The following is a 23,359-nucleotide window of genomic DNA, read 5'->3' as shown; positions in this document are numbered from 1 at the left end:
TATACTAGTCGCTAGGCGCTGAAGCTAGATAGTTAGTTCTCAAAAAGTAATATAGTTAAGTCCTTTCTAAGGGGTGTTTTGGACATGGAACAATTTATACAGCAGCTTGTTAATGGAATTTCACTGGGCAGTATTTATGCGTTGATTGCTCTTGGGTACACGATGGTTTATGGGATTGTTAAACTGATTAACTTTGCCCATGGAGATGTCTTCATGGTTGGTGCATTTATAGGCTTTTATTCTATTACTATACTTGATTTAGGATTTTTCCCCGCTTTACTAATTGCAATGACCGCTTGTGCCATCTTTGGCGTATTAATTGAGCGAATTGCCTACAAGCCTTTGAGGAATGCAACAAGGATTGCAGCCCTGATTACGGCCATTGGGGTATCCTTATTTATCGAATATGGAACCATCTATATTCGCGGAGCCCAGCCGGAGGCATATCCAAACAATATCATTCCATTAAAAAGCCTGGATTTATTCGGTGTAAAAATTAGCAGTCAGTCAGTGCTAATTTTAGCTGTTTCCCTCTTCTTAATGATCTTATTGCAGTTTATTGTTCATAAAACAAAAATCGGCAAAGCGATGCGGGCGGTTTCCCATGATATGGATGCGGCAAAGCTGATGGGGATTAATGTAAATAACACCATCTCCGCCACGTTTGCGATTGGTTCAGCTCTTGCTGGAGCTGCCGGCGTAATCTTTGGTATGTATTATACAAAGATCGAACCGTTGATGGGGATTATCCCAGGTCTTAAGGCCTTCGTTGCCGCCGTTCTAGGCGGGATTGGAATTATCCCAGGCGCAATGGCCGGCGGCTTATTATTAGGTGTGATTGAATCACTTGTCAGCGCGGCAGGCTTCTCGCTCTGGCGTGACGGTGTGGCCTTTGTTGTACTAATTCTTATTTTAATTTTCCGCCCTGCCGGCCTTTTTGGTAAAAATGTCAGGGAAAAGGTCTAGGGGGTGGATGAGCGATGAATATAGTAAAAAAAGCAAAGGGTTTCTGGACGTCAATCGGTTTAGCTGTCGTTTTATCCGTTGTTCTACAATTTCTGATTAACGGGGGTACATTAAACCCTTTCTATGTAAATACACTTTATACAATCTGTATCAATATCATTCTTGCAGCTAGTCTTCATTTGATTATTGGAATTACCGGGCAGTTTTCGATTGGACATGCCGGCTTCCTCGCTGTTGGGGCCTATGCCTCGGCCATCGTCACGATGAAACTGGGTCTTCCCTTCCCTGTCGCGCTGATTGGCGGTGGTGCGGCGGCAGCTCTTGCGGGATTGGTTATTGGGATTCCCACGCTTAGACTGCGCGGCGACTATCTAGCCATTGCTACTTTAGGTTTTGGCGAGATTATGCGAATTGTTTTCTTAAATATTGATTATGTAGGCGGGGCCAGCGGGATGACGGTTTCCCATTTAATTACCTGGCCATGGCTTATTGCCTGCGTATTGATTACAATTATTGTGATTGTCAATTTTACGAACTCCACCCATGGACGGGCCTGTATTTCGATTAGAGAAAATGAAATCGCCGCGGATGCAATGGGGATCAATACAACTTTTTATAAGGTAATCGCCTTTGCCATCGGCGCCTTTTTTGCTGGTGTGGCCGGTGCCCTGCATGCCCATAACTTTTACATTATTCAGCCGACAAACTTTAGTTTTTTGAAATCCTTTGATATTTTGATTTTAGTAGTTATTGGCGGGTTGGGAAGTATGTCTGGTGCCGTCATTGCTGCTATCCTGTTAACGATTATTTCGGCCTTCCTTTCTAGTTACCCAGAGGTTCGGATGGTTATTTACAGTTTAGTCTTAATCGTAATGATGTTGTTCCGTCCGCAAGGCCTGCTCGGAACAAGAGAAATTACCTCATTCTTTAAAGTCGGTAAATCCGCTAAAGGAGGAGTGCAACATGACAAAAACACAGTTGCTTAAGGTAGAAAATGCCGGCATCCGCTTTGGCGGCCTAAAGGCTGTTTCTGAAGTGAACATTGAATTAAACCAAGGTGAACTTGTCGGTTTAATTGGACCAAACGGTGCCGGCAAGACAACCTTTTTTAACCTGTTAACGGGTGTTTATGTACCTACAGAAGGAACCATCTCGTTAGATGGTGAAAAACTAAATGGGTTTGCACCCTATAAAATAACAAAAAAGGGAATTAGCCGGACCTTTCAAAACATTCGTTTGTTCAGCGAATTATCTGTCCTTGATAATGTAAAGGTTGCCTATCATTCCCAGGCTAAGCATTCGATCCTGAGTTCTATCTTCCGCCTCCCGCCCCATTTTTCCGGTGAGAAGGAAATGGAGGAAAAGGCAATTGAATTCTTAAAAATTTTCAAGTTAGAAACGGTTATGCACGAAAAGGCAAAGAATCTGCCATACGGTCAGCAGCGCCGGCTTGAAATTGCCAGGGCACTGGCTGCAAATCCTAAATTATTGCTGCTGGATGAACCGGCGGCAGGCATGAATCCTCAGGAAACGGAAGAGCTGATGAATTTAATTTCGTTAATCCGTGAACGGTTTGATTTAACGATTCTGCTCATTGAACACGACATGCTTCTTGTGATGGGTGTGTGTGAACGAATTTATGTGCTCGACCACGGCCAGTTGATTGCCAATGGTACACCAGAACAAATCAGAAATAATCCAAAAGTCATCGAGGCGTATCTGGGCGAGGAGGTTTCCTAATGCTGAAAATAAATGATATCAATGTCTATTACGGAGTTATCCATGCATTGAAGGGAGTTTCCCTGGAAATCAATCAGGGCGAGATTGTTACGCTGATTGGCGCGAACGGTGCGGGGAAAAGCACACTATTAAAAACCATTTCCGGACTGCTGAAGCCGAAAACGGGCGAGATTTTGTTTGAAAATGAACATGTGGCCGGGAAGGTTGCCCAATCGATCGTGAAGAGAGGGATCTCCCATGTACCTGAAGGGCGCCGGGTCTTTGCCAACATGTCGGTCGAAGAAAACTTGGAATTGGGTGCGTATTTAAGAAAAGATAAAAAGGGAATCAAGGAAGACTTTGAAAAAGTCTATCAGCTATTCCCGCGCTTACTGGAACGTAAGAAACAGCTATCCGGGACATTGTCAGGCGGAGAACAGCAGATGCTCGCCATGGGCCGGGCCTTGATGGCGAGGCCGCGCCTGTTAATATTGGATGAACCATCGATGGGACTTGCCCCTCTGTTAGTAAAAACAATCTTCCGGATTATTGAGGAAATCAATCAATCGGGAACGACGATTTTATTAGTCGAGCAAAACGCCAATATGGCCTTATCGATTGCCGACCGTGCCTATGTGATTGAAACAGGAAAGATTGTCGCCTCAGGGACTTCGGCAGAGCTTAGTCAGAGCGATCAAATTAGAAACGCCTACCTTGGTGGGCATTAAAAAGGTGCTGGGACAAATCCCCAGCACCTTTTCTAATTTAATCACATCTTCATTTCCCTATGTTCCGTTTCAAGCTGGAATTGTTCGCGCCGTTTCGGTCTTAATCGATGTCTAATGATGTTAACATAATCCTCATAAAGCTGCTCGATTCCTACTAAAGCAAGTGAAAAGAAGTTGGCATAATTCTTTTGAACTTCCCACTTCAACTCATTTTTCCCGCAGATGCTGTATTTATTTAATTCCTCAATTTCCTTTTGAATTTTTGCTAGTTCTGGACCTTGTTCATTCTTGGTTAGTGCAAGAACGTAATCAATCCTTTCAATATAAGCCATTGATTTCTCAATTTTTTCTTTGATATGTTGATACCCTTCTTGATCTATCAGCTTGTATTTTAATTTAAAGTCATTCAGTTTTTGGGCAGATTCATAGGTGGAATTAACGATATCATCCCGTGTCATATCCTTTGTTTCGTAACTCAACATATGCTTCCAGGAGGGCTGGGCAATCGCTGTGCGGTGGTCCTCAAGCGTATGGCATAATTTCTTATAGCCATGGATTTCCGGATGTTCAAAGGCAGGACTCGCCGGGTCAAGGAACGGGGCAAGCGGCGCCACAAAGTAGAAAACCCTTGGGTCTTGATGACAGGCCAGGTGAATCGTTTCGCAGAAATCAATGTTCTCCACAGCACTCTGGTAGGTTTGCCCGGGGATACCGACCATGAAGAATAGGTCAATTTTTTTACAGCCATTCTTTAAAGCAAAATTCAGTGTCGCGATGACCTTTTGGTTCGTACAGTTGAATTTGCCGTTATAACGCCGTATTTTTTCATCATGGGTTTCCAAGGTAATTTCAATGCTGTATTTTGGGACACTAGCATTCATTTGTTGAAAAAACTCTTCATCCGCATATTGGAATAATTCAAACACGATTTCATTTTTGAGATTGAGCTTTTTAAGGCGGCTGAAAAATTCTTTGACATAGTCACGGCCGCCCTGGCGCAGGTCATGCAGGATAAAAATGGGTGCCCGGCTAAAGCGTGAAATAAATTGAATGTCTTCGACAAGCTTCTTCGGTGACCTTAAGGCAAGTGAGCTGCGGTTACAGTTTTGGTCATAGGCGTCCTTCGAGCCCCCGCAGATCAGGCAGTTTTGTGAGCAGCCCCGTGCGGTCAACAGGGCGGTGTTTGGATATTGGAGCCAGCCATTGTATGGAAGCGGATCTAAGAAGTTACGATATTTAAAGACAGAGCGGATTGTATAGCGATATCCCGGGACATCAATATCATCTAAATCCTTCGGTACATATGTAATGGGATTGTAGCCGCCTTCGGAGCCTTTTTTCCAGGTTAAATTAGGAATATCCGCATAATGGGTGTTCCCGGCCTCAATTTTATTCATCAGCAGGAGCATTAGTTTTTCTGTGGAGTCGCCGCGCATGACGAAGTCGATAAATGGATAGTCGATTAACTCTTTATGATAATATGTAGCGGACAAGCCGCCAAAGATCATCGGTGTGTCCGGATGGAGCCTTTTCACAATTTTTGCAAGTTCGATACTGCCATGCGAATGCGGCAGCCAATGGAGATCAATGCCAAACGCTTTAGTTTGGATCTTCCTTAATTTTTTCTCCACATCAAAGTTTTCATTCATTAGCATGCGATTGGCAATATTGATGATTTTGACACGCAGCCCGTAACGCTCCAAATAATCAGCGATACTTGTCAGCCCAATTGGATACATTTCAAATACAGGTGAGGACGGCACAACATCACTGATCGGGCCAGCGAGAAGGGCGCTTTTTCGAAAGTCATACACACTTGGTGCATGCAGAAGCACTAAATCGTATTTCATATAATCCACCTCAATATTTTTGTGATATATTTCACATATTTACCTTCCAAATAGTAATAGTTCAATCTTTTAGCCACCTTGGCAATCCAGTTTAATAATTGAGTTAAGTTTAGTTTACTATAATTATTGAATAATAGAGTGACGATTGGGTGACAGAATTTGGGTTATTTTGTGTAAATTTCGTCTTTCCGTTATGCTTAATAGTGAAGATAGAAATTGATAAGGCGGGGTATGTAAATGGCACAGACAAAAACGAATGCAATGCGCATATTGGACGCAAAAAAGGTCAGCTATGAAATGCTTACATACGATAATAAGGATGGAAAAATTGACGGGATATCGGTGGCGGAGAAGATTGGAAGAGACCATAAGGAAGTCTATAAAACGCTCGTTGCCCAGGGGCAAAGCAAAAATATCTATGTCTATGTTATTCCCGTTGCTGCGGAATTGGATTTGAAGAAAGCGGCGAGGGCGGCGCGTGAAAAGAATGTCGAAATGCTGCCCGTCAAGGATATTCAAAAATGGACCGGCTACATCCGCGGTGGCTGTTCACCGATTGGAATGAAAAAGGAATATCAAACCTTTATTGATGAAAGCTGCTTGGTGATTGATTCGATTGTTGTTAGTGCTGGAAAAATTGGCGTCCAAATTGTCTTGGAACCAAAGCGGTTAAAGGAAATCACCAAGGCGGAAATACATGAATTAATAAAATGAAGATTTGATTAATTTTTCCATGGGCACTCACCTATAAGCGACAAAAGCATAGGATATGGTGAAAAAACTTTGCGATTGTTGGGAAAAACACATGCCTGCTAAAGAAGTCTTAACAGTGATGTGCAGGCTGGTTGAGTAGCTTAAAGGGAGTGTTGATAAGTGGCAGGGAAAATCAGAAATTATTTTGCTGGAGGGAATACAGCGAGGGGCTTCCATAGTCTTTATGATTCCAATCTGCAAGGGCTGGACCGTTTGTTTATTTTAAAGGGCGGCCCTGGAACGGGCAAATCTTCACTAATGAAGAAAATTGGCAATGAGTGGGTTGAAAAGGGATACGATGTCGAGTTTCTGCATTGCTCCTCCGATAATAATTCCATTGATGGGGTGTTGATTCCGGCCTTGAAGGCGGGCATTGTCGACGGAACAGCCCCGCATGTGATTGAACCGAAGGCACCGGGGGCCGTTGAAGAGTATATTAATCTTGGCGATGCCTGGAATGCCAGGGCCCTTACTGTTCAGAAAAAGATTATTCAACTGTTGACTGAGCAGATTAGCGCGTCTTTCCAAAAGGCATATGCGACGTTTAAGGAAGCGTTAGAAATCCACGATGATTGGGAGAAAATTTATATTAATAGTATGGATTTTAAAAAGGCTGACCAATTAACGAACAAGTTAATTGAATCCTTTTTTGGAAAAATGAAATTGAATAAAACGTCCAATATCCGCCATCGTTTCTTAGGTGCGGCAACGCCAAAGGGTGCGGTTGATTATGTCCCAAATCTAACCGAAGAGATTTCGAAACGCTACTTTATTAAAGGCCGCCCCGGTTCCGGGAAGTCAACGATGCTGAAAAAGCTGGCTACTGCCGCTGAGGTGCGCGGGGTGGATGTGGAAATCTACCATTGCGGCTTTGATCCGCATAGTCTCGATATGGTTATTTTCAGGGAGCTGGGGATAGCGATTTTTGATAGTACGGCCCCGCATGAGTATTTCCCGAGCCGTGATGGCGATGAAATTATTGATATGTATGAAATCCTGATTGATCCAGGCACAGATGATCTTTTTGCAGATATTATTAGTAAAATTGCCGCCAAATATAAAAGTAAAATGACAGAGGCAACAAGCTATCTCGCTAAGGCAAAGTCGCTGCATGATGAGCTGGAGGCCATATATGTTGCGGCGATGGACTTTTCAGTGGTTGACAGAATTCAAGCACGGATTGCGGAGGAAATAAAGGAGTTGGCGGGGGTCAAGGGTTAGTAGCTGATTTGGTTTAGCAAAAGGGTGCCGGTAAAATACCGGCGCCCACTTAACTTGGATTTGTTTTACTTTTTTGGGCCTTCGTGTTGCGTTTATTTCCTTTGCTGTTATCGCCGCTGACAAACTCATTGGCGAACTCAGCCTCGGCATGCCCAGCCTGCGGGGCGTTTTGATTGTGGCTGCCTTTATTAAACTTTTTAGTCATTAGATATCCCTCCTTGTCTGCTAATGATAGTGTGGCATCGGGGGACCTGTTTATGCGTTTTACACCAAATAAATGAGGACAAACTGTTGTGTGAGGAGTGATTTCATTGTCATCAAAAATAAAATTGTTAATGAAGCTGTTCGAAGAAAACCGTAATCAAGTCAATGCCGAGCCAATGAAAAATTATATGAAAAACCACTTTCCTTTTTTAGGGATTAAGTCTCCACTAAGGAAGGAACTAGAAAAGCAATTTTTTAAAGAAACAGGGATTTTAAAAGAGTCATTTAGCAAAGAATTGATAGAAGAGCTTTGGGAGAAGGACGAACGCGAATACCAATATACAGCCTTGGTTTATATCGAAAAGTCGCTGAATAAGCTGCAAAAAAGTGACTTGCCATTCATGGAAATGCTGATTACCACGAAATCATGGTGGGATACCGTCGATGCAATCGCGCCAAAGGCGGTTGGGAAAATTGCCGAAAAGTTTCCGGAAGTGGTGGAGGAAACAATGAATGGCTGGGCAGTCAGTGAAAATATGTGGCTCCGGAGAGCAGCACTTCTTTTTCAATTAAAATATAAACAGAACACGAATGAAGAGCTGCTCTATCACTACATAGTGCAAAATGCCGCTCGTCCAGAATTTTTTATCCGAAAGGCGATTGGCTGGGCATTAAGGGAGTATTCCAAGACCAATCCGGCATCGGTGAAGCAATTTATTGGAGGAACTCGCTTGGCTCCATTAAGTGTTCGGGAAGGCAGCAAGTATGTAGAATGAGCACTAGGGACGATATTGATTTGCTTTAATGATAGAATGGCACTAATGAAAAAATGTAGAGGGTGAACAGCATGTTTAAATGTATTGCATCAGATATGGATGGCACATTATTAAATTCCACGCAGAAAATTAGCACAGAAAATAAGGAAGCCATATTAAAAGCACAAGCCCAAGGAATCGAGTTTGTGGTTGCGACGGGACGGTCGTATCAGGAAGCAATCTACGTCTTGGCTGAGGCAGGTCTATCCTGCCCGATTATATGTGTGAATGGGGCGGAGGTCCGTTCCGAACAGGGTGAGGTTTTATCAGCAACCCCCATCAGTAAACAAATGGCCAGAGCGGCAGCATTAAAGCTTAGTGAAAATGATGTGTACTACGAGGTTTACACAGATAAGGGTGCCTACACGGTTGATATGGATAAGGCAATTTCGACTCTCGTTGATATTGTTGTCAGCGCCAATCCCGAAGTAAATGTCCAAGAAGTTAGAATTGCAGCGGAGGCCAGATTGAGCGATGGCTTGGTCCATAAGATTGACGATTATGAAGCACTGTTTGCGAATGAAAATTATCAAATCTATAAATTACTGGCGTTTTCCTTTGATGCTGACAGGCTGGCAGCAGCAAACAGAGCCCTTACGGAGTTTGAAGAATTAGCTGTTTCCGCTTCAGGCCATGAAAACCTTGAAATCACCAATAAACAGGCGCAAAAGGGAATTGCGCTGGAATCGTTTGCGAACGCAAAAGGGATTTCTTTAGCAGAGACGATGGCAATTGGTGATAATTATAATGACGTTTCCATGTTTGAAAAAGCAGGCAGGTCTGTGGCGATGGGGAATGCCAATTACGAAATAAAGTCATTGTGTGACCACATCACGGATACAAACAACGAAAACGGCGTCGCCAAGGCCATCCTCGAAGTATTGTAAGGAAAGGATGGGCTCTAATGGACAAGGTCAGTTCTATTTTGCTGTCGCTGTTTTTATTGCTGTCCGGCTGTTCCTTTTTTGAAAAAAAAGACGCTGGTCAGCAGGAGAATGAAGCGATTGTGATGCAGCCGGATGTGGATGTCATCGCCGAAAATTTATCTGTCCCATGGTCGATTGCTAAGGCTGGTCAAGCCTTTTACATCAGTGAACGAACTGGAAGTATCGTCAAGGTTGAGGGTGGTAAACTGGAACGTCAGCCCGTACGATTAGCAAAGCCGCTGGCACAGGCAGCTGAGGCTGGGTTACTTGGATTTGTCCTTGATCCGCGGTTTCCTCCGGAAAAGCAAAAGGCATTTGCCTATTATACGTATTCAGACGAAAGCGGAGGGCAATTTAATCGGGTCGTTGTATTGGAGCATCACGGAGCTGAGTGGACGGAGGGGGAAATCCTCCTCGATAAGATCCCGAGTGCGGCCTATCATCATGGCGGCAGGCTTGCAATTGGCCCTGATGGGTTGCTGTATATCACAACCGGTGACGCAACTACTCCGGAAACCGCACAGAAGTTACATACGTTGAATGGAAAAATTTTAAGAATGAATTTGGACGGCACTGTGCCTAGTAATAATCCGTTTCCCAATTCCCTTGTCTACAGCTATGGCCATCGCAATCCGCAGGGGTTGGTGTGGATTGGGAAGACATTGTATGAAAGCGAGCACGGCCAATCGGCCCACGATGAGATTAATCGGATTGAAGCGGGTGCGAATTACGGCTGGCCGGTTATACAAGGAACGGGTCAGAAAGCGAGAATGGAGCCGCCTTTGTTCCAATCGGGTGATGAGACTTGGGCGCCTTCAGGCATGACCGCAGCTGGGGGAAGGCTTTATGTGGCTGCTTTAAGAGGAAATGCGGTTCGTGAGTTTGACTTGGAACGGAAGCAGACTGGCGTGGTTATAAGCGGTTTGGGGAGAATCAGGGACGTCTTGGTTGACAGTGAGTATTTATACTTTGTCAGCAACAATACGGATGGCCGCGGAACTCCTTACGTGAGGGATGATAAATTGTATCGGGTGCGGTTGGGGGATTTAAGCCGAGAATGATTGGAGACATTTTTGAGGGAAACCCGAGGATTTTGTCTTTAATAGGGGCTCTAGAAGACATTTTTGAAGGAAACCAGGTGAGTTTTGTCTTTAATGGGGGCTCTAGAAGACATTTCCGAGGGAAACCCGAAGAGTTTTGTCTTTAATAAGGGCTCTTAAAGACATTTTCTCCGAAGAAACCCAAGATTTGTCTTTAATAACTTGCTGGCGCCTGAAAAACGCAGAAACTCCCTAAAGAATTTCTATCTTTAAGGAGTTTACTTGGGAGACGAGCAGGTCTTCATATTCCTTTTGTGCTTGGTAGTAGATTTCTTGGTCGCCGGCTTTGGGGTTTTCCTTTTGTGCCTTGGTAATCAAGTCCTTTAGCACCTTTTGCGACAGAACGATTAACTTAAACTGCTCATTTTCAGTAGCCCAAAATTGACCTTCTCCATACTCGCTGATTAACTTTTTAGCAGAATCATACTGATTATACTGGTCACGGACCTTAAGTACGGCCTCATCCACCTCTGCATCGGTTGCCTTATGACCCTTTTCAGCTGCCAGCAGCGCCATCGAGCGCAGACGGATAATCTGCGTTAACAATTGATTTTTATCCTCGCTGACCTTTTCCTGGGATTCTAGGTAGGCGAGCTCTTCCTCTAGCTGCTTGCCGCTGTATTTTTTCTGGGCAGTCTCCTTGTTCATTTCAAGCTGCAGCTTATTGAATAACTGATAAAAAGCAATATCCTCATTGGTAATCCAGTCGCCGTTAATTTTAGCAACACCTTTAGGTTTAACAACGTTGATGTCAATGACCTTTTCAGTCTTTTTCCCATCCTTTTCTAACGTAAACACGGCCTCATATTTGCCGCCCATGGGCAGCATTACTTTTCCGGAGTAGGTCCCGCCTTTCCCCTCTGCCAGCTTCACATCATAGCTGCCATGATCCATATTGGTCATCGACAATTGCGCGGTAACCTTAAGCCCCTTAATGGCCTTTTTGTTCTCCAACACCTTAATTTCAAAGCCAGAAGCTGTGTCTTTTTGATAATAGGGCTCCTTGGTCACCTTCATTGTATAATCAGGGCCGGAACTGCAGCCCGCCAGCATCGCAATCATCAGTAGTAGCACAAACAACATTCGTTTCTTCATGACCCAATTCCCCCTAACTGATGAGTTTTCAAAAATTCATCAACCGTGTATTTCTCCATTTTTCCATTATCTAAAAAAGCCACATGCGTACAGACCTGCTTGATTTCATCGAGATGGTGGGAAGAGAGCAAAATCGTTTTATCATGAAGGGAAGCAAGTACCTCGAGGATTTCCTTTCTTCCCATCGGGTCAATCCCGCTCGTCGGTTCATCAAGAATTAGGATGCTTGAATCCTGATAAAGTGTAATCGCGAGGCCAAGGCGCTGCAGCATTCCCTTTGAATACTTTTTCACCTGGACATTGCAGTCGTCCCACAAGCTGACCGACCGAAGCGCTTGTTCCATTCGTGCCAAATCGGCCGCCCCCGAAACAGCTTCTGCAAAAAAGGTCATATTCTCAAGTCCGGTCAGCATCGGATAGAGCATGAATTTTTCCGGCAGATAGGCAATCGCCTTTTTCCAGGCATCATTTTTCTTCGATACGGTAACCCCGTTGATGGAAATCGTCCCTTGCTTAACAGGGAGCAGTCCAAGCAGACTATTAATAAACGTTGATTTCCCGGCGCCATTCCGGCCGACAAGCGCACAAATTTCATTTTTATTAATCTCAATTGTGACCGCATCTAGCACTTTCTTTTTCCCAAAGGATTGGTTTAACCCCGAAACCTTAATCATTCGTACCCCTCCTTGCGGCTGAAAACAATCGCCGTACCAAACGAAACAGCAAGCCAGAATACAAGATTGCCAAGTAAAAAGGAGGCCGGCTTCGTCCACATAAATGCTTGTAGGAGCCTAGACATATGGCCAAAGGAATAAACGCCCATCCCCGTTTCGAGGAACATCCTGACAGCCTGCAACGGATTTAAAAAGTAGCCGGCTGAAAAGAGTTTCACATTTTCATGGGTGACGTCTGGTAAAAACGACAGCAAGATAAAATCATGCAGGAAGAAAAAGTAAAACCAAACAAAAATCGTATAGCCGATAATCTGCATCCGCGAGCGGCTGAAGCTGCCAATCGCTGCACCCATCTGCAGGAATACCAGGCTTAAACAGACAATCGCTAACACAAAAATGGAATAGCCTTTAATATCGAGCTGTAAATTAAATTTTAATAGTAATAAATACAAGAAAAACCAAGTAATGAGCGGGACGAGAACGACGGTATAAAGTCCTAAACTTTTGCGAGCTAAAAAGCTCGCATAATTGTCTTTCTTCGTCAGCAGCATGATCAATGTCTTTTGTTCCTTTTCTTGAAAAATCGAGAAGGCGCCGATAAACAGGCAGAGAATCGGGATAAAATAAATGATTGTATCAAATAAATTGATTAAGAGCACATAAAAGCCTTTATCAAATGAAAGGGCAGAGGAACGAAACAAAATGCTGACTGAAATCAGAACAATAATGCTTAAAGAAAGCCACAGTCCTTTTCCTCTTATGTTTTCCTTCCATTCCTTCCAAATGTAATGCATAGCTGATGTCTCCCTTTTAGTAAAATCAATCCAATCACGAGCCCGAGAGCAGCAAACAGAAAAGTCTTGTGGCTGCTCTTGGCAGCTGCTAACGGGTGCGTGTCTTTAAACATGACTTCATCGCTTTTAAGTGTGGCATTTATTTTTTCAAAGATTTTAATGGCAGGACTTTTGAGAAAAAGATTCGTCAATTCCTGGTCCTCAATCAATTGATGCAAGGAAGAGTGATAGCTGACCGGAAAATCGCCGATGCCGTCCTGGTTTAAATCAGTAAGCGGGAAGGCGGGGCCCCAGTCATTTCCTTTGCCATTCTTGCTCCAGGAGTTGCGTGCCCCCTGTCCGCCAAGGGTAACAACAGGAATCGTATTTTCAGAGATGCGGTTTAAGGTAAAGATTTGCTCATTGGAGCTCGCCCACAGCTCAATCCCAATTTGGTTTTGGATAATCCGGTTGCCCATAATCGTGTTTCTTGTGGCCTGGTCAATATAGAGGCCGCGCTGGTTCATGTAAAAGGTATTACCCGCTATATAATTATCGTTGGCCTGGAGAAGCAGCAGGCCAAACGATTGGTTTCCATAGTTAACGATAAATTGGTTATCTTCTAGTTTCAGATGATTCGAGTTCATGATGGCGGCGCCGCCGGTATTCATCGTAAAAATATTCTTTTTAAAAGTATTTTCATCGGAATACATGTAATGCAGGCCGTATCTTGTATTGCTAATATTATTTCCATAGCTGTGGTTGTTGTTTGCATAGTCAAAGAACATCCCGTCACGGGTGCCCTCAATTGTATTTTTTTCTAATAAGTTATTATTGGCGTAATAAACATGCAGTCCATTTCCTTGAGCGGCGATTTCGCCTTTACCCATGCCCTGAATATGGTTATAACGAATTTTATTATCGTGGGCCTGGCTTAAATAAATCCCGTGAAAGGAATGGCGGATGTTGATGTGTTCGATCGTATTGTTGTTTGTATAAACCTTGATGCCTGCGTATTCCTCGCTAGAGTTCCGGTCCATACTGCTACCCGTTACCGTCAATCGGCTTAGCTTCACATTCGGTGACTTGATGGAAATGACGTTTCCCGATCCGTCTCCTTTGATCACGGTTTTATCCGAGCCAATAATCGTCATGCTTTTGTTAATAACGATATTGCCCTCGTACGTTTTATTTTCAAGCTTCAATACCGCTCCTTCTTTCATGGAGTCGATGATTGCTTGTAAATTTTCGGCTGCCATATTTTTCTCAGGATTCATTAGAAAAAGAAGAAAAAACACGAAAGAGAAGAGCGTTAACTTTTTCATTTTGCTTTTCGATCCTTCCATAACGGAATGAGTAATAGAATAAACGCAACGATGACCAAATAAGTACCGGGTCCGAGCAGACTGCTGGTAACAAAGTTTGCCACCGTATTATGCCCAATAATTGGCGGTACAAAAGGGTCAATTTTTATCGGCGCCTTAGGGCTTAAATTGGTGCCATAATCATGAAGGGCCCGATGAAGGTCATAAACTCCTGCCAGCCCGCCTGCGATAAATACCCCAATCAAACCGTAAAGGACCGCCTTTTTGCGGAGGAGTGCAGTGATAAATGTAAGGGCTGCTAACCCGCCAACAATGTATTTAAGGTAGCCTAATTCAGGGAAGTTGGCTTCACTGAAATTATCCATGCCGATATAATGGTTGAGACCGTTAACAATATCGATTTGCCCCTCAAGCCGATTGGGATAAACAATAATATTTAAGCCTTCCGGATATTGCGGCGCCCAGAAAATCATCCGCCACCAGGGGAAGAATAAGCTAACGACAATCAAAACGGCGGAAAGAGCGATAAGCAAGGAAGAAACGATTGATAATTTTTTACCATTACTACCATTCAAGTTAACCACACCTTTTATAGTGAAATCCGATTTTTATGGCGAAGGGTATCAATCACTAGAATTGATACCCATCACCTACTTTCTGCATTAAGCTTGTTAGTTCTTAGGTTTTACAAGGAAGTAGCCGTTCATTTCCTGGTGTAGTGCGGAACAGAAGTTTGTGCAGTAAATTGGGTATGTTCCGGCTTTATCAGCAATAAATTCCATTGTATTGGTTTGGCCAGGCTGAACTTCCATGTTTAGGTTATAGCTGTTGATGGCAAATCCGTGCGTAATATCCTCATCGAAATCAATATCCGTTAAGTGGATATAGACATGGTCGCCTTGATTGACCTCGATCACATCGGGACGTTTGGCTTTTGCATCAAAGATGAATTTCGAACGCATCGCAATTCCATAAACATGGACTTCATTGCCATCGCGGACAATTCTTGCATCATCCTTTTTGTAAACAGCGTCCTTATTCTTTTCATCCTTAGGGTAAACATTAATCGTCTTGATCTTATCTGCCTTAATCATTTGGGCGTAGTGCGGTTCCGGATCAACCGGTGCCGATTGAATGACCTTCATCTTGCCGCTGATGTCAATTAACTGCATTGATTCAGGGTGTGATGGGCCAACAGACAAGTAGCTGTCTTTCGCAATCTTGTTTAAAGCAACGAGCCATTTTCCATCCGGTGCAACGGTGTCGCCTTCTGCTGCAACAGAGTGTCCTGGAGAGTATTGAACAGGCACGCGGTCTAGTGTTTCGCCCGTTTTTGGATCCCATTTCACGATTTCAGAAGAAATAAACATCGTTGTATAGGCCATGCCTTTCTCGTCAAATTGCGTGTGAAGCGGTCCTAAGGCATTTTCAGGGTTTACTTCTCTTTCCATCACTGATTTGTAATCAAGGATTGGAATTCCATTTCTTTCACCGGCAAAATCTTTGTTCTCAACAGCTTTAAAAGCTTTTTCAAATGAAAATACGGTCATCGTTGGTGCCAGTTTTCCTGAGGCAATAAATTGCTTGCCATCTGGTGTCACGTCAACGCCATGCGGTGATTTGGCGACCGGTACTAAATAAATGCCGCCTTTTTGTTTTTCAGGGAAAATCATTTTTTGGCCGCCGACATCTTCATACTTGCCATCCTTCACCATTTTCGCAAGCTCTTTCCAGTTAAAAAGAACGATGTAGTCGCGATCGGCTTGTGATGCGTTAATTTCAAGGTTGGTTGTTGCTTCTTCAGTATTATAGGTCGTCATGACAGCCCAATCAGCTGAGCTCTTTTTACCGGCATCGGAAAGGTCATAGGACCATGGCGGAAGAGCCACTTGGTAGGCAATATTTAACTTGGTGTTTTTCTCGTCAAAGGTGACAGCAGACATCACACCGCGGTATTCTTTGCTGTAGTTATCAAGCGATTCGTATTTCTGGCCAAGCGGTACAGCGAAACGTGTTGGCAGGAACATGTATTCAGTATTTTCTGTTACAAAAGCTGCACAGTGCGGGCCGGCTGTGTTTGGAACTTTGATGATGTCTTTTGTTGTAAATGTTTTAAGATCAACAACCGCTGCACGGCTGTTACCCACATCAGTAGCAAACATGTATTTACCATCGTAGTCGCCCTTTGTTTCTGAGAAGGCTGGATGGTGAAGGTCGCCCCATGTATAATCACCCATCATTTTCTTAGAATGCTCGTCAAAACCATAGCCTGTTGCGGAATCCTGTGAGAAGACGGGAATCGTTCTGATTTTCCGCATTGATGGAACCCCGTAAATAAACATTTGACCGGAATGACCGCCGGAAGCGAATAAATAATAATCATCCTTTTGACCAAAAGGCACATAAACCTTTTCAGCATCACTCTTTGTGCTCGAAGCTGCTTCCGTGTTTGTCTTTGCGGAAAAGTCAGCAAATGTTATCGTAGCAGCCACAAAACCGGCAAGTAATCCGGCTGTGATTGGAATCCATTTTTTCATTTAGGTTACACCACCTTATCTTTTATTTTGCTTCAGAGGATTGCTTAAGCAGTTCTAAAACTTGCTTGCGCTCGTCATCTGTTAATGGATTTTTGCCTATGACTCCTGACATAACCGCTGAAGTCGGCGCTTTTAGGAATTCTTCGATTGACTTGCCGTGCTTGCCTTCGACGTTAACAAACGCTTGGGAAAGGTCTGGACCAACGGCACCGCCTTTTAAATTCAGCGCGTCAACACTGTGGCAGCCAAGGCATCCCCTTTTATTTAGGATATTGTCTTCGTTGGCGGAAGTGGTTTTAGCTGCAGTGTCCTTACTTTCCGTTTTAGTTGCGCTTGTATCTTTTGTTTCCGTTTGAGCCACTTGCGGCTGTGAATCAGAATTTCCGAGAATGACATCAAATACCAGGTAGCCGAGACCGAAGCCAAGCAGCGCACTAATAACAAAACTGATAATTGCCTTATTCAATTTGTAACCCTCCTTTTTACTCAAGTGAACAACTTTATCCTAAACTCCGGGCGAGGCAGAAAATGTGATGTTTAGCACACTTTTATAGCGCTTTTTGAACGTTTTGTGAAACGCCTTTAGCTGACGCATTTAAAAAAATTGAACGTTTTGTGAATAACATCACTACACCATCCGGTGGAGTTGTTTACAATAGATGGTAAGAATGGCGATCGGAATAGATGCCGGACGGAAAATCTAACGAGGCGGTGGTAGAAATGAATCGAATCGATTGTCTAAATGACCCGCACATTGCTGTCTATCAGGAGGCGAAAACGGCAGATTTACTGCGGAAAATTGTTATTTTCAAGGATTTATCGCAAAAGTCACTGCAAGTCATTGAGAAACGAATCCAGACGTTTGTTTTTAAAAAGGGGAAGCAGATCATCGCGGAGGACGAAGCAGCGAGGGGTGTTTACTTTGTCCATTCTGGTGCCGTCAAATTGACAAAGCAGGATGAAAACGGCAATGAAATCATTGTTTGTATGAAGCAAAAAGGGGATATATTTGCGGAAGCATGCTTGTTTACTCAAAAGACGGAATGCTACCCGGCGACGGCGACGATGCTCGAGGACGGGGAGATTCTCTTTTTGGATAAGCTGGAATTGGAGCGGGATTTATACAATTACCCTGAGCTTTCGATGCAAATGATCAGTTATATGAGTGATACACTGAGGGAAATGACATCGCAGCTGCGGGATGTAGCCTTGCTCGATGTCTATGCAAAGACGGTCAAGACACTCGAGCGGCTCGGAAATAAATTTAATACCGGCCAAAACAGGTGGAATATTGAAATCCCCTTGACCGTTCAAGAGTTTGCCACCGTTGTCGGAACGACCCGGGAAAGTGTTAGCCGCGTATTTTCCAAGCTGAAAAAAGAAGGCATGATTGATTTGAAGGCGCGGAAAATTGTTATTCTGGATTGGTGCGGGCTTTGTACACTGCTGCATAGGGAATATTAAGTAAAAGTTTGGGGATTACTGTCGGATAAGCTGAGGTTACTGTCATATAAGCTTAAGTTACTGTCGGATAGGCTGAGGTTACTGTCATATAAGTTGAAGTTACTGTCGGATAAACCATATTTACTGTCAGATAGCCTTTTACTAATTTTAAACTGCCAACAAAAAAAAGCCCTCACACTGAAGGGCTTTTAATGTGCAAATTTATACGTCCAAAACCGTTCGTTATTGATCCACATCATGACCTGTGGGTCTTGGTTTTTTAGTTTCTCCTCCATGCCGATGAACATCTGCTCGGTTTGCGAGCGATGTGCTTGAATGGCAGCGAGCTTTGTTTCCGTAACCGGGCTGATATTGTTGATAATGTCCGGCTCCCCGAGCTCCTCGACGCAATTATTAGAGAAGGCGACACAGTGTAATTTCGGCCGTGCGGCTGCGGGCAGCTTTTCAACCGCTCTGACAACGGCCGCACCGGTGGCGTCATGGTCGGGATGAACGGAATAGCCAGGGTAAAACGTAATGATAAGCGACGGATTCAGCTCTTCAATTAATGCCGACATCACGTTCGTTAGTTTATCATCATCCTCAAACTCAATCGTTTTATCACGGAATCCGAGCATGCGAAGGTCCTGGATGCCGAGCACCCGGGCTGCCTCCTTCAACTCCTCCTTTCTAATCTTAGGAAGGTTTTCACGATTGGTAAACAGGGGATTGCCCATGTTCCGTCCCATTTCCCCTAAGGTTAAGCAAGCATAAGTAACAGGAGTTCCATTCTGAACATGTGTCGCAATCGTACCAGATACCCCAAATGCCTCATCATCAGGATGTGGGAAAACAACTAAAAGCTGCCGTTCTTTTTCCATAAATCATTCTCCTCTCTGGGCCATTATTCAAAAGGCGTGCTACTGATCTCCAATGCAACGGCAAGTTTTCCGTTACTATCGTGGCCTGCGAGTAATAGCCGATTGTCTTCATCGATTTCAAAATGTGTAAGGCCTTCTGCATAGATCCAGCCCAGATTTATTTTTAAACCAACACGAAATGGACCGTTACCGGTGATTTTGCCCAGCTCATAGCGGACAAGCGCATTACGAATATAAGCGCCAGCAGAAAAGAAAGATTGATCGTTATGTGATGCGTAGGCCCCGTTGGTTGTCTCAAGGTGAATATAAACATCTTGATTGGCAAAGCTGTTGATCGCAGCCTGCACTTGCTTCATATCAATAAGTTCCAAAGATGGCCCTCCTTTCCCTGAAGGGTCTGACCCCTCAATGAGAATATATAGTGAAAAATGTTTAAGCCTTTTACTGTAAAGAGTTTAGCGAGAGGGATCAGACCCTTTGATGATGTCTAATGACTATTTTAATTAATAATGTAACTATCATACTAAAATTAGGTAAAAAATGCGAAATGATTGCTTAAACAAAATCATCAATTGGTAACAATTAACTTTACTAAGAAAAGTTTACTTGGAAATCCTTAATCCTAGATAGATAGTTTTTAGATATGCCAGAAGGGATTATGATCTGTGAGAATGTGGTTTCGAAAACATCCTGCTGAACACGACCAAAACACAGTTTTTGCGTTAATAAATAGGTACAAACAATCTGGAGACTTTGTTCACTTTCATCATCCACAGTCGCCACAAGCCTATTGGATTTCTTATTTTGGGACGTTAATTGATGTCGAGATTTTGCATCGTGACATCCTCCCTTTTTTAAACAAAACAGCCTTTACCACATTAGAAGAGGCAAAGGCAGCCCTTCCTTTCGAAGATGTCTTAATTACAAGTGATTTACAACAAATTCAAGATCAGCTTTTACTAGGGTCTGTCCTTATTCAACTAGATGAAAAGGATTCGATCTGCGCCCTTGTCCGTGCAGAAATGAAAAAGGCACGTGAGGTAACCATTCCAGAAGAAGAGTATAGTGTTGTTGGCCCGAAAGAAGCATTTGTCGAGTCAATAACGACAAATTTAAATTTAGTTCGCAAACGATTGCCAATCTCAGAATTAAAGGTAAAAGAATTTACGATTGGAGCACTTTCGAAAACAAAAGTGGCCGTCTTATATATGGAAGGAATCACAAATGAAGAAAACGTAAATACCGTTTGTCAGCGTCTTACTGATTTGCAATTCCACCAAATACTTGACAGTTCCTTTATTGCACAATTAATTGCAGATAATGGGAATTCGATTTTTCCGCAATTAATTGATACGGAGCGGCCAGACCGGGTCGCAGGTGTGCTGGCGGAAGGCAGTGTCGTCATCCTCGCTGATGGTTCTTCCCATGCCTTGATTGGACCGATTTCAGTCATGGAACTATTTAATGCCTTTGAGGATTATTATGTCAATTGGCAGACGGCTTCGGCATTAAGGGTCATTCGGATCCTTGCTGTGTCTTTTTCTATTTTGGTGACCCCGATTTATGTGGCCGTTTTAACGTATCATTATCAATTAATACCGAAAGATTTAATGGTAACCTTAGTAGCCTCACGACGGAATATTCCCCTGCCGCCCATTCTTGAAGCCATCATACTGGAGCTAACGATTGAGCTGCTCCGGGAAGCTGGCGCAAGGCTTCCGTCAAAAGTTGGCCAAACGATTGGTATCGTAGGTGGTATCGTGATTGGAACAGCGGCCGTTGATGCAGGGTTAACGAGCAATGTGCTGCTGATCATTATCGCACTTGCCGCGTTAGCGTCCTTTACGACTCCGGTATACCGAATGGGTAATACGATTCGATTACTGCGGTTTCCGTTTCTCTTGCTTGCGGATTTGTGGGGACTGTTAGGGATTGCTATTGCCTTTATCTTTTTAATGGTCCATTTACTGCGGCTAACGTCCTTGGGCAGACCGTACCTTGAACCCATCTACCCGCCAAGGCTTAAGGACTTTAAGGATATCATTATCCGCCTGCCGTTTTCTTCTCAATCAAAAAGACCGATCAATTTACAAACAAAAAATCAAATTCGCTTTTCGGAAAAGCAGGCAAAAGAGGTGCATGATATCGATGAGTAACGGTCAATCGTAGAGGAGGCAACACATGAAAACAGCGATTAAGAATGAGTTTCTTGTCTCCCCCTTCCTTGTTTTTTTTCTCATGCATGGTATGCAATATGGGGTAGGGGTGTTAGGCTTTCAACGGGATATCGTCAAGTTTGTCGGCCATGATGCGTGGATTTCAATCCTAATTATAGGAATCCTTGTTCATATAATCATTTGGATGATGTACTCGATGCTCAATAAGGATAAGGGCGATCTAATTACAATTCACCAACGTACTTTTGGAAAATGGCTTGGTAATTTGTTAAGCCTTCTCTTCATTGTTTATGTCCTAGCGGAGAGTATAACCGTGCTGCGTTCGTATATAGAAATTGTTCAAGTGTGGATGTTTCCTTTACTAAAAACATGGCCGTTTGCTTTAGTCTTTTTACTCAGTGTCTATTATGTTGTTTCAGGCGGCTTTCGCATTGTGACTGGTGTTTGCTTTTTGTCTGTTTTGTTACCCTCTTATTTGATTTTAACCTTTTTTGTACCAATCCCATTTTCAAATTTTCGTAATCTGCTTCCAATCTTTGACCATTCCATCTATGAAATAGCCAAATCTATTAAGGGTGCAGCCATTTCTTTTTCCGGATTTGAATACTTATTGTTTTATTATTCTTTTATTAAAAGGCCAGCGAGTTCACAAAAGTGGGCCCATTATGGAAATCTTGTGACCATTACCCTTTATCTTTTAGTTATGATTGTTACATTAGGTTTCTTTGATCAGGGGTATTTAAAAAAAGTTCTGTGGCCGACGTTAATGATGTGGAAAATTATTGAACTTCCCTTTGTTGAGCGCTTCGAACTTATCGGCGTAACCTCTTGGGTTGTTGTCATGCTGCCAATCGTTTGCTTGATGTTATGGTCGGCAAGCCGTGGGATAAAGGAAATGTTTAAGCTTCAGCAGAAGAAAGTCCTCGTCTTCCTTTTACTTATTTGTTTTCTCATTTGCTGCCTATTAATGGAGAGAGAAACCATCCACCAATATAATAAATGGGTAGCAACAGTGGGCTTTTATACCTTGTTTGGCTATATACCTTTCCTCTTTGTCTGTTATCATCTTCGTTTTAAAGTGAGGAAAAAAGGATGAAGAAAAAGTTAAAAATTGCTGCAGTGATCATAATCATTTCTTCTGCTTATCTGTTTGGCCGGGTACAAAGGCAGATTTTAGATGATATTAACATGACATCTGCGATAGGATACGACTATGTCGATAAAGATACGGTTAAAGCCACGGCAGTCCTGCCTGTTTATAAACCTGACCAAAGCGTAGGAAATAGAACAATTACGGCTAGTGATGAGTTGAGTAAAAAAACCTTAAGCAAAATTAATCGACAAGCGGCCCGGCAGGTAGTAAACGGCAAAACTGAAGTGGCATTATATAGTAAAAAGGTGGCCAAACAGGGAATTGGCGGTTTAGTGGACTCATTGCAAAGGGATCCTTCCATCAGTGAACGAATGATGATTGTGGTGGTCGATGGGGAGGCAAATGAACTTTTAAATAAGAAGTATGGTGATCGCGACACGGGTGTTTATTTATCGATGCTAATTGAACAAAATATGAAGGCAGGTTTAGTGCCAAAGACCAATCTCCATCAATTTCTAAACGATTACAATTCCGAATTAAAGGATCCGTTTTTACCGCTGATTGAGCAAAAAAATGAGGATATATATTTTAAGGGGATTGCTTTATTTAAGGATGATCATTATGTGAAAAGCCTTCGGCAGGACCAGCAATTTATTTTTCAGGCACTGTCAGAAAACCTTCGTTTAGGGACTTACAAACTAAGGTTAAAAAATAATGAATATGCTGCCATCGAGAATATTAATACAAAAAATAGCTATCGGGTACAAAACGTAAAAGGAATTCCAGAAATTAATATCCATGTGAAGGTGAAAGGGATTATTAGGGAATACACGGGCAGAAAGACAGACGAAAAGGAAATTAATCTAATTAGGAAACAAGTGGAAAAGGATTTAGAACACCAAGCGGCTGCTATGATTCGCACTTTTCAGAGGTTAAAGATTGATCCACTGGGCTTTGGAGAACAAGTTCGCAGCCGGACAAGAAATTTTAATGATCGTAAGTGGTTAGAACATTATTCAGATGTAAAAATAAGCGTAAGGGCAAAGGTGTCAATAATTGAAAAAGGGGTGGTGGATTAA

At 43.1% G+C, this 23,359-nt stretch carries 24 protein-coding genes; 13 read left to right on the top strand and 11 right to left on the bottom strand.

The window, feature by feature from the left end; genetic code table 11:
- Positions 1 to 84: 84 nt before the first annotated feature.
- The 4 genes from BSO02S_RS22415 to BSO02S_RS22400 are packed head-to-tail and all read left to right on the top strand — an operon-like array spanning position 85 to position 3,413.
- Entirely contained in the window at positions 85 to 966 is an 882-nt protein-coding gene (locus BSO02S_RS22415; protein ID WP_066072928.1) for a branched-chain amino acid ABC transporter permease, read from the top strand.
- 14 nt (positions 967 to 980) lie between these two features.
- Complete coding sequence (locus BSO02S_RS22410; protein WP_066072926.1) at positions 981 to 1,952, top strand: branched-chain amino acid ABC transporter permease; 972 nt, start codon at positions 981 to 983, stop codon at positions 1,950 to 1,952.
- Positions 1,930 to 2,706: an ABC transporter ATP-binding protein gene (locus BSO02S_RS22405; protein ID WP_066072924.1), complete on the top strand. Its 777-nt coding sequence runs from the start codon at positions 1,930 to 1,932 to the stop codon at positions 2,704 to 2,706. The genes BSO02S_RS22410 and BSO02S_RS22405 overlap by 23 nt, the downstream gene beginning before the upstream one ends.
- Complete coding sequence (locus BSO02S_RS22400; protein WP_066072922.1) at positions 2,706 to 3,413, top strand: ABC transporter ATP-binding protein; 708 nt, start codon at positions 2,706 to 2,708, stop codon at positions 3,411 to 3,413. Before BSO02S_RS22405 ends, BSO02S_RS22400 begins: the two co-directional genes overlap by 1 nt.
- Positions 3,414 to 3,454: 41 nt before the next feature.
- On the opposite strand, the gene BSO02S_RS22395 is transcribed toward BSO02S_RS22400, so the two are convergent.
- On the bottom strand, positions 3,455 to 5,263 hold the full coding sequence (locus BSO02S_RS22395; RefSeq protein WP_066072920.1) for a TIGR04190 family B12-binding domain/radical SAM domain protein: 1,809 nt from the start codon (positions 5,261 to 5,263) through the stop codon (positions 3,455 to 3,457).
- 237 nt (positions 5,264 to 5,500) lie between these two features.
- Here BSO02S_RS22395 and ybaK point away from each other — a divergent pair, with 237 nt between their 5' ends.
- Both ybaK and BSO02S_RS22385 read left to right on the top strand, forming a co-directional pair.
- Complete coding sequence (gene ybaK, locus BSO02S_RS22390; RefSeq protein WP_066072917.1) at positions 5,501 to 5,977, top strand: Cys-tRNA(Pro) deacylase; 477 nt, start codon at positions 5,501 to 5,503, stop codon at positions 5,975 to 5,977.
- A 159-nt stretch (positions 5,978 to 6,136) separates the two neighbouring features.
- Positions 6,137 to 7,237 carry a PRK06851 family protein gene (locus BSO02S_RS22385; RefSeq protein WP_066072915.1) on the top strand — a complete coding sequence of 367 codons (1,101 nt, stop codon included), beginning with the start codon at positions 6,137 to 6,139 and terminating at the stop codon, positions 7,235 to 7,237.
- Positions 7,238 to 7,286: 49 nt separating this feature from the next.
- Here BSO02S_RS22385 and BSO02S_RS27620 read toward each other — a convergent pair whose 3' ends face one another.
- Entirely contained in the window at positions 7,287 to 7,442 is a 156-nt protein-coding gene (locus tag BSO02S_RS27620) for a hypothetical protein (RefSeq protein WP_169802787.1), read from the bottom strand.
- 130 nt (positions 7,443 to 7,572) lie between these two features.
- On the opposite strand from BSO02S_RS27620, the gene BSO02S_RS22380 reads away from it, so the two are divergent.
- The 3 genes from BSO02S_RS22380 to BSO02S_RS22370 all read left to right on the top strand — a co-directional run bounded on the left by BSO02S_RS22380 (position 7,573) and on the right by BSO02S_RS22370 (position 10,243).
- The gene (locus tag BSO02S_RS22380; protein WP_066072944.1) at positions 7,573 to 8,217 is read left to right on the top strand and encodes a DNA alkylation repair protein; all 645 of its coding nucleotides are present in this window, start codon (positions 7,573 to 7,575) and stop codon (positions 8,215 to 8,217) included.
- A 71-nt stretch (positions 8,218 to 8,288) separates the two neighbouring features.
- A complete protein-coding gene (locus BSO02S_RS22375; RefSeq protein ID WP_066072913.1) occupies positions 8,289 to 9,143 on the top strand; it encodes a Cof-type HAD-IIB family hydrolase in 855 nt (284 codons plus the stop codon).
- A 17-nt stretch (positions 9,144 to 9,160) separates the two neighbouring features.
- Positions 9,161 to 10,243, top strand: coding sequence for a PQQ-dependent sugar dehydrogenase (locus BSO02S_RS22370; RefSeq protein WP_066072912.1), 1,083 nt, complete (start codon positions 9,161 to 9,163; stop codon positions 10,241 to 10,243).
- A gap of 231 nt (positions 10,244 to 10,474) precedes the next feature.
- Here BSO02S_RS22370 and BSO02S_RS22365 read toward each other — a convergent pair whose 3' ends face one another.
- From BSO02S_RS22365 to BSO02S_RS22335, 7 genes are all read right to left on the bottom strand, one after another.
- A complete protein-coding gene (locus BSO02S_RS22365) occupies positions 10,475 to 11,377 on the bottom strand; it encodes a FixH family protein (protein ID WP_066072910.1) in 903 nt (300 codons plus the stop codon).
- On the bottom strand, positions 11,374 to 12,051 hold the full coding sequence (locus tag BSO02S_RS22360; protein WP_066072907.1) for an ABC transporter ATP-binding protein: 678 nt from the start codon (positions 12,049 to 12,051) through the stop codon (positions 11,374 to 11,376). The genes BSO02S_RS22365 and BSO02S_RS22360 overlap by 4 nt, the downstream gene beginning before the upstream one ends.
- Positions 12,048 to 12,845 carry an ABC transporter permease gene (locus tag BSO02S_RS22355; RefSeq protein WP_066072905.1) on the bottom strand — a complete coding sequence of 266 codons (798 nt, stop codon included), beginning with the start codon at positions 12,843 to 12,845 and terminating at the stop codon, positions 12,048 to 12,050. Before BSO02S_RS22355 ends, BSO02S_RS22360 begins: the two co-directional genes overlap by 4 nt.
- On the bottom strand, positions 12,809 to 14,149 hold the full coding sequence (nosD, locus tag BSO02S_RS22350) for a nitrous oxide reductase family maturation protein NosD (RefSeq protein ID WP_066072903.1): 1,341 nt from the start codon (positions 14,147 to 14,149) through the stop codon (positions 12,809 to 12,811). Before nosD ends, BSO02S_RS22355 begins: the two co-directional genes overlap by 37 nt.
- Positions 14,146 to 14,724 (bottom strand): hypothetical protein, encoded by a 579-nt coding sequence (locus BSO02S_RS22345; protein ID WP_066072900.1) that lies wholly within the window; start codon positions 14,722 to 14,724, stop codon positions 14,146 to 14,148. The genes nosD and BSO02S_RS22345 overlap by 4 nt, the downstream gene beginning before the upstream one ends.
- A gap of 96 nt (positions 14,725 to 14,820) precedes the next feature.
- Positions 14,821 to 16,686, bottom strand: coding sequence for a Sec-dependent nitrous-oxide reductase (nosZ, locus tag BSO02S_RS22340; RefSeq protein ID WP_066072898.1), 1,866 nt, complete (start codon positions 16,684 to 16,686; stop codon positions 14,821 to 14,823).
- Positions 16,687 to 16,708: 22 nt separating this feature from the next.
- Positions 16,709 to 17,152, bottom strand: coding sequence for a cytochrome c family protein (locus tag BSO02S_RS22335; protein WP_066072896.1), 444 nt, complete (start codon positions 17,150 to 17,152; stop codon positions 16,709 to 16,711).
- A gap of 254 nt (positions 17,153 to 17,406) precedes the next feature.
- On the opposite strand from BSO02S_RS22335, the gene BSO02S_RS22330 reads away from it, so the two are divergent.
- On the top strand, positions 17,407 to 18,150 hold the full coding sequence (locus BSO02S_RS22330; protein WP_084375142.1) for a Crp/Fnr family transcriptional regulator: 744 nt from the start codon (positions 17,407 to 17,409) through the stop codon (positions 18,148 to 18,150).
- A gap of 188 nt (positions 18,151 to 18,338) precedes the next feature.
- On the opposite strand, the gene bshB2 is transcribed toward BSO02S_RS22330, so the two are convergent.
- Positions 18,339 to 19,010, bottom strand: coding sequence for a bacillithiol biosynthesis deacetylase BshB2 (gene bshB2, locus BSO02S_RS22325; RefSeq protein ID WP_066072894.1), 672 nt, complete (start codon positions 19,008 to 19,010; stop codon positions 18,339 to 18,341).
- Between the two features lie 23 nt (positions 19,011 to 19,033).
- Positions 19,034 to 19,366 carry a YojF family protein gene (locus BSO02S_RS22320; protein WP_425320390.1) on the bottom strand — a complete coding sequence of 111 codons (333 nt, stop codon included), beginning with the start codon at positions 19,364 to 19,366 and terminating at the stop codon, positions 19,034 to 19,036.
- 315 nt (positions 19,367 to 19,681) lie between these two features.
- Between BSO02S_RS22320 and BSO02S_RS22315 the strand changes: the two genes are divergently transcribed.
- From BSO02S_RS22315 to BSO02S_RS22305, 3 genes are read left to right on the top strand one after another with little or no spacing between them, the layout of a single operon-like run.
- Positions 19,682 to 21,166: a spore germination protein gene (locus BSO02S_RS22315; RefSeq protein WP_066072940.1), complete on the top strand. Its 1,485-nt coding sequence runs from the start codon at positions 19,682 to 19,684 to the stop codon at positions 21,164 to 21,166.
- Positions 21,167 to 21,191: 25 nt separating this feature from the next.
- The gene (locus BSO02S_RS22310; protein WP_066072890.1) at positions 21,192 to 22,283 is read left to right on the top strand and encodes a GerAB/ArcD/ProY family transporter; all 1,092 of its coding nucleotides are present in this window, start codon (positions 21,192 to 21,194) and stop codon (positions 22,281 to 22,283) included.
- Positions 22,280 to 23,359: a Ger(x)C family spore germination protein gene (locus BSO02S_RS22305; protein ID WP_066072887.1), complete on the top strand. Its 1,080-nt coding sequence runs from the start codon at positions 22,280 to 22,282 to the stop codon at positions 23,357 to 23,359. The genes BSO02S_RS22310 and BSO02S_RS22305 overlap by 4 nt, the downstream gene beginning before the upstream one ends.

This window comes from Neobacillus soli NBRC 102451 (assembly GCF_001591665.1).
Classification (GTDB): Bacteria; Bacillota; Bacilli; order Bacillales; family Cytobacillaceae; genus Neobacillus; species Neobacillus soli.
Note: the sequence above shows the minus strand (reverse complement) of the source record. Positions and strands in the feature narration are given on the sequence as shown.